11 protein-coding genes and 1 pseudogene are annotated in these 12,114 nt (G+C 73.8%); 5 read left to right on the top strand and 7 right to left on the bottom strand.

The genetic code is table 11. The annotated features are described in order from the left end of the window. Positions 1 to 5: 5 nt before the first annotated feature. Positions 6 to 1,352 (top strand): ABC1 kinase family protein, encoded by a 1,347-nt coding sequence (locus VKK44_RS02795; RefSeq protein ID WP_343445282.1) that lies wholly within the window; start codon positions 6 to 8, stop codon positions 1,350 to 1,352. Between the two features lie 308 nt (positions 1,353 to 1,660). Here VKK44_RS02795 and VKK44_RS02790 read toward each other — a convergent pair whose 3' ends face one another. The 3 genes and pseudogenes from VKK44_RS02790 to VKK44_RS02780 all read right to left on the bottom strand — a co-directional run bounded on the left by VKK44_RS02790 (position 1,661) and on the right by VKK44_RS02780 (position 4,696). Continuing rightward, positions 1,661 to 2,026, bottom strand: a complete 366-nt coding sequence (locus VKK44_RS02790) for a WhiB family transcriptional regulator (RefSeq protein ID WP_073828771.1) — start codon at positions 2,024 to 2,026, stop codon at positions 1,661 to 1,663. A 127-nt stretch (positions 2,027 to 2,153) separates the two neighbouring features. Further along, a complete protein-coding gene (locus VKK44_RS02785) occupies positions 2,154 to 2,408 on the bottom strand; it encodes a hypothetical protein (RefSeq protein WP_343445281.1) in 255 nt (84 codons plus the stop codon). A gap of 124 nt (positions 2,409 to 2,532) precedes the next feature. After that, a pseudogene (locus tag VKK44_RS02780) lies at positions 2,533 to 4,696 on the bottom strand (ATP-dependent DNA helicase UvrD2). Positions 4,697 to 4,786: 90 nt separating this feature from the next. On the opposite strand from VKK44_RS02780, the gene VKK44_RS02775 reads away from it, so the two are divergent. Continuing rightward, positions 4,787 to 5,029, top strand: a complete 243-nt coding sequence (locus tag VKK44_RS02775; protein ID WP_343445280.1) for a mycoredoxin — start codon at positions 4,787 to 4,789, stop codon at positions 5,027 to 5,029. A gap of 60 nt (positions 5,030 to 5,089) precedes the next feature. Here the strand turns inward: VKK44_RS02775 and VKK44_RS02770 are convergent, their stop codons facing one another. Continuing rightward, positions 5,090 to 6,358, bottom strand: coding sequence for an MFS transporter (locus VKK44_RS02770; RefSeq protein WP_343445279.1), 1,269 nt, complete (start codon positions 6,356 to 6,358; stop codon positions 5,090 to 5,092). Positions 6,359 to 6,561: 203 nt separating this feature from the next. Between VKK44_RS02770 and VKK44_RS02765 the strand changes: the two genes are divergently transcribed. From VKK44_RS02765 to VKK44_RS02755, 3 genes are all read left to right on the top strand, one after another. Then, positions 6,562 to 7,533, top strand: coding sequence for a helix-turn-helix domain-containing protein (locus tag VKK44_RS02765; protein ID WP_343445278.1), 972 nt, complete (start codon positions 6,562 to 6,564; stop codon positions 7,531 to 7,533). Positions 7,534 to 7,594: 61 nt separating this feature from the next. Beyond that, complete coding sequence (locus VKK44_RS02760) at positions 7,595 to 7,822, top strand: DUF397 domain-containing protein (RefSeq protein WP_343445277.1); 228 nt, start codon at positions 7,595 to 7,597, stop codon at positions 7,820 to 7,822. Positions 7,823 to 8,018: 196 nt separating this feature from the next. Next, positions 8,019 to 8,288 carry a hypothetical protein gene (locus tag VKK44_RS02755; protein WP_343445276.1) on the top strand — a complete coding sequence of 90 codons (270 nt, stop codon included), beginning with the start codon at positions 8,019 to 8,021 and terminating at the stop codon, positions 8,286 to 8,288. A 236-nt stretch (positions 8,289 to 8,524) separates the two neighbouring features. Here VKK44_RS02755 and nudC read toward each other — a convergent pair whose 3' ends face one another. From nudC to VKK44_RS02740, 3 genes are read right to left on the bottom strand one after another with little or no spacing between them, the layout of a single operon-like run. Then, a complete protein-coding gene (gene nudC / locus VKK44_RS02750) occupies positions 8,525 to 9,472 on the bottom strand; it encodes an NAD(+) diphosphatase (RefSeq protein ID WP_343445275.1) in 948 nt (315 codons plus the stop codon). Beyond that, positions 9,469 to 10,803 carry a M16 family metallopeptidase gene (locus VKK44_RS02745; protein WP_343445274.1) on the bottom strand — a complete coding sequence of 445 codons (1,335 nt, stop codon included), beginning with the start codon at positions 10,801 to 10,803 and terminating at the stop codon, positions 9,469 to 9,471. The genes nudC and VKK44_RS02745 overlap by 4 nt, the downstream gene beginning before the upstream one ends. Further along, a complete protein-coding gene (locus VKK44_RS02740) occupies positions 10,800 to 12,110 on the bottom strand; it encodes a M16 family metallopeptidase (RefSeq protein ID WP_343445273.1) in 1,311 nt (436 codons plus the stop codon). Before VKK44_RS02740 ends, VKK44_RS02745 begins: the two co-directional genes overlap by 4 nt. Positions 12,111 to 12,114: the final 4 nt, after the last annotated feature.

Genomic DNA, 12,114 nt, shown 5'->3' with positions numbered 1-12,114 from the left:
GCCGGGTGACCGACATCCCGCGCCGCGCCGTGTCCCGCACCGCCAAACTCGCCGCCCTGCCGCTCGGATTCGCCGGTCGAACCGTCCTCGGGATGGGCAAGCGGGTGACCGGTCTCGCGTCCGAGGTCATCTCCGCCGAGATCCAGCAGCGCACCGCCGAGCAGTTGTTCAGCGTCCTCGGGCAGCTCAAGGGCGGTGCGATGAAGTTCGGCCAGGCCCTGTCGGTCTTCGAGGCGGCGCTGCCCGAGGAGGTCGCCGCGCCCTACCGGCAGGCGCTCACCAAGCTTCAGGAGGCCGCCCCGCCGCTGCCCGTGGCGACCGTGCACAAGGTGCTGGCCGAGCAGCTCGGGCCGGACTGGCGGGACCGGTTCGTCTCCTTCGACGACACCCCGGCCGCCGCGGCCAGCATCGGCCAGGTGCACCGGGCGGTCTGGCGTGACCCGGGGTACGGACCCCACGGCGGCCCGCACCACCGGGACGTGGCCGTGAAGATCCAGTATCCGGGCGCCGGTGACGCCCTGCTCGCCGATCTCAAGCAGCTCTCCCGGCTGGGCGGCATGTTCCGGGCCATCCAGCCGGGCCTGGACGTCAAGCCGCTCCTGGCCGAGCTGCGCGAGCGGATCACCGAGGAGCTGGACTACGAGCTGGAGGCCGAGTCGCAGCGGGCGTTCTCCGCCGCGTACGCGAACGACCCGGACATCTTCATCCCGGAGGTGCTCGACGCCGCGCCCCGGGTGCTGATCACGGAGTGGGTGGAGGGCATCCCACTGTCCACGATCATCCGGGAGGGCACCGAGGAGCAGCGGAACGAGGCCGGACGGCTGATGGCCGAGCTGCACCTGTCCGCGCCGGAGCGGGCCGGGCTGCTGCACGCCGACCCGCACCCGGGCAACTTCCGGCTGCTGCCGGACGGCCGGCTCGGTGTGATCGACTTCGGCGCGGTGGCCCGGATGCCGGAGGGCACGCCCGAGCCGATCGGCCGGATCGCCGCGCTGGCGCTGCGCGGGGACGCCGACGGGGTGGTGGAGGGGCTGCGCGACGAGGGCTTCGTCAGCCGGACCGAGCCGATCGACGCCCAGGGGGTGCTCGACTTCCTCCGCCCGATGCTGGAGCCGATCGCCGCCGACGAGTTCCGCTTCACCCGGGCCTGGCTGCGGGCCGAGGCGGGCCGGCTGGCCAGCCCCCGCTCCCCCGCGTACCAGCTCAGCCGGCAGCTCAACCTGCCGCCGTCGTACCTGATGATCCACCGGGTGACGTTGGGGTCGATCGGGGTGCTCTGCCAGTTGGAGGCGAAGGCGCCCTACCGGGCCATCCTGGAACGCTGGCTGCCCGGCTTCGCGCCGGTGGCCTGACGACGCGCGTACGCCGAAGGGGCGGTGACCATCGGGGTCACCGCCCCTTCCTCAGGGTGTCGATCTAGAGAACGCCCAGGTCGCGTGCCGACTGGCTGCGACTCCGCATGGCGACGGTACGGGCGGAAAGGGTTGCCTCAGTGCTCGTGGTGGTGCGACCGGCCTGAGGCCGGCGCATTCGAGCCCTCGACAGCGCTTCGTGGAGTAGTTGCATCTCGGTTCCGTTCGGCAGGTGCAGCATCGGTTTTTCTCTCTCGTTCGGCCGGTGGAGGGACACCGGCGTCGGTCGGCTTCGGAACGTAGGTGTGTCAGGCTGCCAGCCGGACGGCGCTACGCGACTCGGACAGCCCGCTGGCCGCCAGTCGCGCCTCCGCCTCGACCCGGAGCTGGGCGTCACGGGCGAGGTCCTCCTTGCGCGGACGGCCACGGGGCCGCTTGCGCGGGACGACCGCGCCACGCTCGAAGATCTCGCCGCCCCAGACGCCCCAGGGCTCGGCCCGCTCCACCGCCCCGGCCAGGCACTCGACGCGCAGCGGGCAGTCCCCGCAGAGCGACTTGGCCAGCTCGAGCTCGGCGGGCGAGTCGGAGAACCACAGGTCGGGGTCGAACTTCCGGCAGGGCAGGTTCGCCTCCACCTCGACGCTCACGTCGAGTGGGGCCAACGCCAGACTCATCCTCCGGTCACCTCTCTCTCACTTCGATCTCGTGGATCGCATTCGGTACTTCGGCAGGGCAAAAAACTGAGGCCGCGGATCCCGGTAGCGGGTTCCGCGGCCTCGAGGTGAGCCGGTGTCTGATGGATCAGACCGGTCTACCTCGAGGTGGAACGCCGCGGACGTCGGTGCGCTTCTTGCCGCCATCGACGCCCATGCCCGTGAAGCCACTGGTCCCCTCGACTCCGTGCAGCGGTGCGACGGTCAGGTTCAGCTCGGCCTGAACCTGGGCCTGGTGCACCTGCGGAGCCGACGGTCGAGCGGCGAGGGCCACCCGGACAGCCGACAGCGGAGCGCAGGCAGCTGGCATCGCCGCCGGACGCTCGTTGAGGTAAATCGCCATTGGTGCCACCTCCCTGACTTTCCTCGTGCCGACCATGGACTCATCCCCCGTGAGCAGCCAGAACGGCGCCGCTCGCGTGGTGTGTCCTGAGGCTATTCCTCGCCCTCGGGGGAGGGCAAACGATTTACGGACTGATTTCGAAAGTTTTCTGCGGGCAGAACGTCGTCCACCGTGGCGCCGGCCACCAGGGCCAGCACCGGGTCGCCGTACAGGCCCACCTTCCGGGGCCCGATCCCGGCGATCGCGACCAGTTCCTCGGTGCGCCCCGGCTTCCGCTCCGCCAGCGCGGTGAGCGTGGCGTCGGTGAAGACCACGTAGGCCGGCACCCGCTGCACGCCGGCCACCCGCTGCCGCCAGTCGCGCAGCCGCTCGTACAGCTCCTCGTCCAGGTCCGACGGGCAGGTGGGGCAGCGGCCCAGCTTCCGGTCCGCGCCGGCGAGCAGCGTGGCGCCGCAGATCCGGCAGGAGACCACCTGCGGTCGCCGCCGCTCGGCCCGCCGGACCGGGCTGCCGCCGGCGGCCCGCTCACCGCCGCCCGAGCGGTCGAGCTGCGGCAGGAAGCGGGACGGCCGCCGGGCCCGGCCGCCGGGCGAACGCGCCACCGCGTACGACAGCCAGAGCCACTCCCGCGCCCGGGTGATCCCCACGTAGAGCAGCCGCCGCTCCTCCTCGACCTGCTCGGGCGTCTTCGCGTACGTGGTGGGCAGCGTGCCCTCGGCCAGCCCGACCAGGAACACCGCGTCCCACTCCAGGCCCTTCGCCGAGTGCAGCGAGGCCAGCGTCACGCCCTCCACGGTCGGCACGTGCTGCTGGGCGGCCCGCCGGGCCAGCTCCTCGGTGAAGCCGGTCAGCGTCACCGGCCGCTCGACCGCGGCGGCCTCCCCGATCGGCTCGATCTCGGGGGTGGCCGCGTACTCCTCGGCGAGCTGCACCAGCGCGGCGAGGGCCTCCCAGCGCTCACGCGCGGCACCGCCGGCCGGTGGCGCGCCGGGTGCCCAGCCGACCGCGGTGAGCGCCTCCACCACGGCGGCCGGCAGCGGCGTCTCCCCGGGGACGGACCGGGTGGCGGCGCGCAGCGCGATCATCGCCTGGCGCACCTCGGGCCGCTCGAAGAACCGCTCCGCGCCCTGGAGCACGTACGGCACCGCGGCCTCGGAGAGCGCCTTCTCGTACGCCTCGGACTGCGCGTTGGCGCGGAACAGCACCGCGATCTCCCGCGCCGGGGTGCCGCCGGCCACCAGCGCCCGGCAGCGGGCCGCGACGGCGGTGGCCTCGGCCGGCTCGTCGGTGAAGATCCGCAGCTCCGGCTCGGGGCCGGGCCGGCGCTGGCCGTGCAGCTCCAGCCGCAGCCGCGCCTCGGCACCCCGGGCCTGCGAGATCACCGCGTTGGCCAGGCCGACCACCTGCGGGGTGGAGCGGTAGTCCCGGACCAGCCGCACCACCGTCGCGCCACGGTGGTGACGCGGGAAGTCGACCAGGTACGACGAGGTCGCGCCCGTGAACGAGTAGATGGTCTGGCTGGCGTCGCCGACCACGGTGAGGTCGTCGCGCCCGCCGAGCCAGACGTCCAGCAGCCGCTGCTGGAGCGGGTTGACGTCCTGGTACTCGTCGACCACGAAGTGCCGGTACTGGCTGCGCACCTGCTCGGCCACGTCCGGGTGCTCCTCGATCCCCCAGACCGCGGCGCGCAGCATGTCCTCGAAGTCGATCACTCCGTTGCCGCGCTTGAGCCGCTCGTACGCGACGAACACCTCGGCCACCCGCGCCGGCTCGTACGGTGTCTCGCGCCGCGCCTTGGCCGCGGCGACCACGTACTCGTCCGGCTCGACCAGGGAGGACTTGGCCCACTCGATCTCGGCGGCGAGGTCGCGCGCGGCGGCCCGGTCGGTGCGCAGGCCCACCTTGGCGGCGGCCAGCGTGACCACTCGCACCTTGCTGTCCAGCAGCTCCGGCATGGCCCGCCCCGCCAGCAGCCGGGGGGCGAAGTAGCGGACCTGGCGCAGCGCCGCCGCGTGGAACGTCCGCGCCTGCACCCCGCCCACCCCGATCACGCCGAGCCGGCTTCGCATCTCGGCCGCGGCGCGGGCGGTGAACGTGACCGCCAGCACGTGCCGGGCGGAGATGTCGCCGCTCAGCGCCCGGTAGGCGATCCGCGAGGTCACCGCCCGGGTCTTGCCGGTGCCGGCGCCGGCCAGGATGCAGACCGGGCCGGCCGGGGCGGTCACCGCCGACCGTTGCTCCGGATCCAGCCCGGCCAGCACCCGTTCCGCCGCTGAGTGAACCCCCACGACAGGGAATCATCCCAGCCCCGTCCGACGTTGCAGCGGTTAGCCTGGCCTGATCGGACCGGGCGCGAGCCACCCTTGGGAGGACCAACCATGTTGACGATGTATTCCACCCCGTGGTGCGGCTACTGCCACCGGCTGAAGTCGCAGCTCGACCGGGAGGGCATCGCGTACGAGGTGGTCGACATCGAGCAGGACCCCGCGGCGGCGGAGTTCGTGATGGGCGTCAACGGCGGCAACCAGACCGTGCCGACGCTGCGCTTCGTCGACGGCAGCGCCCTGACCAACCCCTCGATCAACCAGGTCAAGCAGCACCTCGCCGCCCTGCCCGGCTGACCTGCCCGCGCACGCCCGAGCGGCCGGACCCGGCATCCGGGTCCGGCCGCTCGTCGCCGTTCAGGGCGTCCGACGCCGACGGCTGGCGGCGAGCAGCTCGTCGTCGAGCGGCCGGCGGGGCACCGGGACGCGGGCCGGGCCGGCCGCCCCCGGCGGGGTGAGGCGGCGTCCCCGCCAGAGGTAGAGGCCGCCGCCCGTGGTGATGGTCCCGACCAGCACGAACAGCAGCCGGTAGTCGAAGACGCCGACGAGCAGCGCGCCGGTGCCGATGGACACCGCCTGCGGCCCGCTGACCAGCGCCTTGGACGCGGCGGTGACCCGGCCCAGCAGCCCCGGCGGCGTCCGTCGCTGGACCAGCGTGTGCAGCCCCACCATGGTCAGCGGCAGCGAGACGCCGGCCAGCAGCAGCGCCACCACCCCGAGCCAGAGCCGGGGGTACGCCAGCGCCAGCGCGGCCGGGCCGAAGAACGTCACGCCGGCGGCCAGGGCGCCCAGCTCACCGAGCCGGCGGACCACGGCGGCGGAGAGCAGCCCGCCGACCAGGCCGCCCACCCCCTGCACCATGACCAGCACGCCGACGAACGCGGCGTCGCGACGCAGGCCCAGGTCGACGTACGCGAAGATCAGCGACTCGGTGAAGCCCATCACCAGCGAGGCCGCGCCGTAGCCGACCAGGGCCCGGCGCAGCGCCGCCTCCCGGGCCAGGTGACGCAGCCCGGCGCCCAGCCCGGCCGGCCAGCGGCTGCCGGACCGGGTCGGCGTGCTCTCGTCCGCCCGGAGCAGCCCGACCATGGCGGCGGCGACCAGGAAGCCGACCATGGCCAGGAGCACCAGCAGCCAGCCACCGACGGCGGCGTAGACGCCGGCCCCGGCGAGCGGCCCGACCAGCCGCAGTCCCTGGCGGACGGTCTGGAGGGCCCCGTTCGCGTCGGCCAGCAGGTCGGCCGGCACGAGGTGCCGGATCAGCCCGTTGAGTACGGCGCTCAGTGTGATCGAGGAGAGGCCGTAGAGCGCCGCGACCAGGTAGATCACCCACACGTCCCCTCGGTCGCGGACGGTGAGCAGCGGGCCGAGGAGCACGGCGGCGAGCAGGTTGGCGGCGATGAAGAAGGGCCGGCGGCGGTAGCGGTCGACCACCCAGCCCACCAGCGGGGCGAGCGCCATCGGCGCGATCACGGCGAAGATGGTGGCTCCGGCCATGCTGTCCGAGCCGGTCAGGTCCTTCACCCAGACGGCGAGCGCGAGCAGCAGGATCGACTCCGCCGCCATGCTCGCCACCATCGCGGCGAAGAGCAGGCGGAAGTCGGGGCGGCGCAGGACGGTGCGCATCGGTTTCCCTCCGGCGGGTGCGCCCGTGGGCGCGTCGGGGGCGGGCGCCGACGAAGGCGCTCTCCACAGTCCTCTTTTTGTCTCTCGTGACACGCCCTCGCCGGACCTGCCGACACCGGTCGCGCCGTCCATACTGACCGTGGGGGGCGAATTCCATACAGTTACCGTCGCGTCCTGCGACGGTCGACGGAAAAGAGGACGCCGTGCCTCCTGCCGTACCAGGCCCGTTTCTGCGCCGTCGTCGCCTCGGCATCGAGCTGCGCCGGCTCCGCGAACAGGCCGGTCTCACCGGTGACCAGGTTATCGAGGGGATCGGCTGGGCCTCCGCTTCCAAACTGTCCCGCCTGGAGAACGGCCGCAGCCGACCCGACCCGGAGGACGTGGCCGCCCTGCTCACGCTCTACGGGGTCACCGGCGGGCTGCGTGCGGAGCTGGCCGGGATCGCCCACGAGGCCGGCGACATGCGCGGCTGGCTGCGCACCTTCCCGGTGATGACCCAGCAGCAGCGCGCCTTCGCCGAGCTGGAGGCGGGCTGCGCGGAGATCTCCGAGTACAACCCGGTGCTGGTGCCGGGGCTGTTGCAGACCCCCGGCTACGCCCGGCACCGGATCCTGTCCGCGGCCCGGGTGGCCGAGGAGGCCGGCGACCCGGAGTCGGAGGACCCGGAGACCGAGGTGGGCGCCCGGCAGGCCCGCCAGTCGCTGCTGACCCACGTGCCCCGTTACACCGCCGTGCTGGAGGAGGCCGCGCTGGACCGGCGCGCCGGCCCGCCGGACGTGCTGCGGGACCAGCTCGTCCACCTGTGCGAGCTGGCCGACATGCCGAACGTGGAGCTGCGCCTGCTGCTCCGGGACACCCGGGTCGGCGACTGGTACGTCCCGCCCACCGCGTTCTCGCTCTACCGGTTCGCCGACCCGCTCGATCCGGAGACGCTGGCCATCGAAAGTGGGTTCACCGACGTCATGTCGACCGAGGCGAACACCCTAAATCGCTATAAAGTGGTGTTCGAGTGGCTGTGCAGGTCGGCACTCTCCGCATCGGACACCCGCTCCTGGCTGACCGAGGCGACCGGACGGCCGACCGGCACGGCAGTCGAGTCCACCGCGGCGTACGGGCCGGCAACGGCGCCGACCCAGCGCCGCCGTGACTCGGGGCGCCTCACGTCGGAACGGTGATCCCCGCTCCGGCGCGGCGTCGCTCGTCCCCATCGGAGCACCTCACCAGGAGCAGGACACCATGAACGAGATCCGCACCAGCACGACCTCCCTCGCCGGCGCCGCCTGGCGCAAGAGCACCCGCAGCCAGACCTCGAACTGCGTGGAGGTCGCGCCGCTCGGCACCGGGCCGGCGACCATGGCGTTGCGGGACAGCAAGGACCCGAGCGGGCCGGTGCTGCTGTTCAACCGGGCCGGCTGGCTCGGCTTCATCGCCGGCGCGAAGAACGGCCAGTTCGACCTGAACTGATCCGGCGAACGCCAGAGGGCCGTCGGCATCACGCCGGCGGCCCCTCGCGTCTCCATTCCGGACAACCGTCCTGACCTGGCATCCTCCGAACGGTTGAGCGGCCTCGTTTCACTTGCTGGGACGACCTGCGGGCGTACGATGTCGCTGGAGTGACGTGGAAGTTCCACCGCGTATCCGTCCACTTCCGGGGGACACCATGCGGTTCCTGATCGTCCGCACCGAGATCCGCAGCGCCGCCGACGCCGACATCGCCGCCGCCTGGGCCGGCGGGGGCCGCCTGCGGGACGAGACCCGTGCGCCGGAGCCACGCCGTCAGGTCGTGCACGCCGAGAACCGGGATGCCGCACTCCTGCTCGCCCGCGCCCTGTCCGCCGTCGGGGCGGTCCGCGCCGGCCGGCACCGGGTCAAGGTGCTGCCCATCAAGGAGCCCGTCCCCGGCCGCCCGTACCGGTGGGACGGCGGATGACCGACCGCTGACGTCCGTCGTGGCCGGACCGGCTCCCCCGCCGTGCTCCACGCCTCACCCGGCCACGACGGCCCGTGTTCCCGGCCCGGGACCGCCGCGGCAACGACGGTCCGGGCCGGGACCGCGTAAGGGAGGGGCCCCCGCTCAACGCCTACGGCCTGGGCGGGGCCCCTTCTCAACGCACCGGCGCGCTTCGGCGGCTCGCCGCAGCGGGGACAGCGGCCCGGCCGCCCCGGTCAGCAGTGGCCGTCGAGCCAGCGGTGCACCAGGAACAGCGCGATCGACGACGGCGGCGGCAGCAGCAGGTGGTCCCCGCCGTCCGCCCGGACCGGTTCGCCGGCCAGCGCGGCGCCGATCTCCCGGCGGCTGAACCACCGCGCGTGCGCGATCTCGGTCGGGTCGACCCGGATCGGCTCGTCGGCGTCGGCCCGGGCCAGAAAGCCGAGCATCAGCGAGCCGGGGAACGGCCAGGCCTGGCTGGACACGTACGCGATCTCCTCGACCGCGACGCCGACCTCCTCGCGGACCTCACGCAGCACGGCCGCCTCGGCCGACTCGCCGGGCTCGACGTAACCGGCCAGGCAGGAGTAGCGACGCCGGCCCGGGGTGCCCGGCCAGGCGGCGTTGTTGCCCAGCAGACAGCGGCCCTCCGGGCCGTCCACCCCGTCGTGCACCAGCACGATCATGGCCGGGTCGGTACGCGGCCAGGTCCGGTGGCCACCCGGGTCTACCCGGGACCAGCCGGCCTCGTCGACCTGCGTCGGCTGCCCGGTGGACGCCGAGTAGCCGTGCCGGAGATGCCAGTTGAGCAGCGCCAACGCGGTGGTGAACAGGCCCGCGTCCCGGTCGGTCATCAGGTGGCCGACCTCACGCAGGTGCGCCCGGCGGGTGCCGGGCAGCGTGGGCAGCGGGCTGTCCACCGCGAACACCGGCACCCCGTCCGGCTCCACGCCGAGGAACATCGGCACCGAGCGCGGCACCTCGGGCAGCTCACCGGCGCCGACCAGGACCAGCTCCGGCGGGGCCGTCTCGCCCCGGACCAGGGCGCGACCCTCGTCGGTCGAGTCCAGCACCAGCACCCGGGCCTGCTCCCACGCCTCGGCCAGCCAGGCCGGGTCGGTACGCCGGTGCGCGGCCCGGTCCACCGTGGACCGGGCCAGCGGCGGCGCCGGCTCGCCGCTCACGTGGATGCACCCTCCGTACGCACGGGGACGAGCGCGGCGAGCGAGTCGGCCACCCGGGCCGCGTCGCCGAGCACCACGGTGACCGCCTTCGCCGGGGCGAGGTACCGGGCCGCCACCTCGGCGACGTCGTCCACGGTCGCCGCGGCCAGCCGGGCGGCGTGCTCGGCGAGGAAGTCCAGCCGCAGCCCGTTGCCGGCGTACGCGCTGGTCAGTGACGCGAGACCGGCCTGGGTGGACATGCCGAGCTGGAGCGTGCCGAGCGCGTACTGGCGGGCCTGCTCCAGCTCGTCCGGCTTCGGCGGCACGGTGGCCAGCCGGCCCAGCTCGTAGCTGGTCTCCAGCAGCGCGGGCGCGGTCACCTCGGTGGCCACCTCGGCGCCGGCGACGAGCACCGACCCGGCCACCGAGTGCTCGACCACCGAGTGCGGCCCGTACGTGTAGCCCTTGTCCTCCCGGATGTTCTCCACCCAGCGGGACGAGAAGTAGCCGCCGAAGAGCAGGTTGGCGAGCTGCAACGCGGCGTGGTCGGGGTGGGTGCGGGGCACCGCCGGCAGCGCGAGGCGCAGCGAGGACTGCACCGAGCCGGGCCGGTCGACGAGCAGCAGCGGGCCGGGCTCCAGCGGCGGCGCGGGCGGCAGCTCGGCGACGTGGCCGTCGCCCCGCCAGCCGGCGAGCGCCGCCTCGGCCGCGTCCAGCGCCCGCGTCGGCTGCACGTCGCCGACCAGCACCAGCACCGCCCCGGCCGGGTGCACCCGCTCGGCGTGCAGCCGGCGCAGCGCGGCCGGGCGGACCGCCCGGACCTGGTCGGGCTCGGGCGTCTGCGTCGCGTACGGGTGGCGGCCGTAGACGCGCGTGAGCAGCGCGGTCCGGGCCAGGTGGGACGGCTGGCTCTGGGCGACCTGGATCCGGTCGACGAGGCGGTCCCGCTCGGTGGCCACCCAGTCGCCCGGGTAGCTGGCGCCGGTGAGCACCTCGACGAGCAACTCCAGCATCCGGTCCAGCCCGGTCACCAGGCCGGCGCCGGAGAGCATCAGCCGGTCCGGGTCGACGCCGGCGGAGAGCCCGCCGCCGACCTTCTGGAGTTCGGCGGCGATCTCGGTGGCGCTGTGCGCCTCGGTGCCGGCCAGCACGGTCTGCGCCAGCATCGCGCCACGGGCCAGGTGGGCCCGCCCGAACGGCATCCAGAGCCGCAGCTCGACCAGGGGTACGGCGGGCCGGCGTACCGCGATCACGGTGAGGCCGTTGCCGAGCGTGCGCTCCGCCTGCTTCGGCACGGTGAGCCGCCGGTTCGGGCCGAGCGCCGGCAGCGGACGGACGGTGGTGGTGGTCATCTGGCACCTCCGGCGACGACCTCGACGGATGCGCGGCGCTCGGGCCGCAGCGTGGCGGCGGCGGCGCGGACCTGCTCCTCGGTGACCGCGCCGACCAGTCGGGGCAGTTCGTTGAGCAGCCCCGGTTCGCCGCGTTGCTGCTCCAGCACGGCCATCCGCAGCGCGCGGCCGAGCACCGCGTCGGTGTCGCGCAGCAGGTGGGTGGCCATCCGGGCCTGGGTACGCGCCAGTTCCCCGTCGGTCAGCCCGTCGGTGGCCAGCCGGTCCAGCTCCTCGTCGATCGTGCGCAGCACCTTGTCCACGTCGCCGCCGGGCGGCAGGTGTGCCTGGAGCAGCAGCGCGGTGGGGTCGCGCACGTCGAACGGGTCCCCCATGAAGCTGAGGTAGCCGCCCAGGCCGGTGACCGTGCGGTCGCGCTGCACCAGTCGCTCGACCAGCCGGGACGCGTCGCCGTCGGTGAGCACCTCGGCGAGCACCACGAAGGGGAGGTAGCCGGCGAAGTCGGTGACCGGGTCGGGCACCCGCCAGGCGCTCGCCACCGCCGGCAGCGGGGCCAGCGCGTCGGTGTACGTGCTGCGCCGCTCGGTGGTCAGGTCGGGCTCGGCGAAGTCGGGCCGCTCCGGGGCGGGGCGGGCCGGCACGTCGCCGAAGTGCCGTTCGATCAGCGCGGTCGCCTCGGCCACGTCGATGTCGCCGCTGACCGCCAGCACCGCGTTGCCGCTGGCGTAGTAGTGCCGGAAGAAGTCGGCGGCGTCGGCCACCGTCGCGGACTCCAGGTCGTCGAAGGAGCCGTAGCCGTCGTGCGCGTTCGGGAACGTGTCGAACATCACCGGCGGCAGCGTCAGCCAGGGGAACCCGCCGTACGGCCGGTTGAGCACGTTGACCCGGATCTCCTCCTTGACCACGTCGACCTGGTTGCGCAGGTTCTCCTCGGTGAGCCGGGGGCCGCGCATCCGGTCGGCCTCCAGGAAGAGCGCCCGTTCCAGCGCGTTGCTCGGCAGCGTCTCGAAGTAGTCGGTGTAGTCGAAGTGGGTGGAGCCGTTGAACGTGCCGCCGGCGCCCTGCACGTGCCGGAAGTGCGCGAGTTTCTCCAGGTTCTCCGAGCCTTGGAACATGAGGTGCTCGAAGAGGTGGGCGAAGCCGGTGCGCCCCTGCGGCTCGGAGCGGATGCCGACGTCGTAGACCACCGCCACCCCGATCACCGGGGCGCTGCGGTCCGGGGTGAGCACCACCCGCAGGCCGTTGTCGAGGGCGAACCGCTCGACCGGGTACTTCGTCGCTGGGATCTTCGCTCTCCTGGTCGGCACGAGA

Source organism: Micromonospora sp. DSM 45708, assembly GCF_039566955.1.
In the GTDB taxonomy this organism is placed as follows: domain Bacteria; phylum Actinomycetota; class Actinomycetes; order Mycobacteriales; family Micromonosporaceae; genus Micromonospora.
Note: the sequence above shows the minus strand (reverse complement) of the source record. Positions and strands in the feature narration are given on the sequence as shown.

Excerpts from the sequence above, each read along its gene's own strand:
- VKK44_RS02790 (WP_073828771.1), bottom strand. The coding sequence starts at position 2,026 with ATGAGTCTGGCGTTGGCCCCACTCGACGTGAGCGTCGAGGTGGAGGCG.
- VKK44_RS02785 (WP_343445281.1), bottom strand. The coding sequence starts at position 2,408 with ATGGCGATTTACCTCAACGAGCGTCCGGCGGCGATGCCAGCTGCCTGC.
- VKK44_RS02775 (WP_343445280.1), top strand. The coding sequence starts at position 4,787 with ATGTTGACGATGTATTCCACCCCGTGGTGCGGCTACTGCCACCGGCTG.
- VKK44_RS02770 (WP_343445279.1), bottom strand. The coding sequence starts at position 6,358 with ATGCGCACCGTCCTGCGCCGCCCCGACTTCCGCCTGCTCTTCGCCGCG.
- VKK44_RS02760 (WP_343445277.1), top strand. The coding sequence starts at position 7,595 with ATGAACGAGATCCGCACCAGCACGACCTCCCTCGCCGGCGCCGCCTGG.
- VKK44_RS02755 (WP_343445276.1), top strand. The coding sequence starts at position 8,019 with ATGCGGTTCCTGATCGTCCGCACCGAGATCCGCAGCGCCGCCGACGCC.
- VKK44_RS02745 (WP_343445274.1), bottom strand. The coding sequence starts at position 10,803 with ATGACCACCACCACCGTCCGTCCGCTGCCGGCGCTCGGCCCGAACCGG.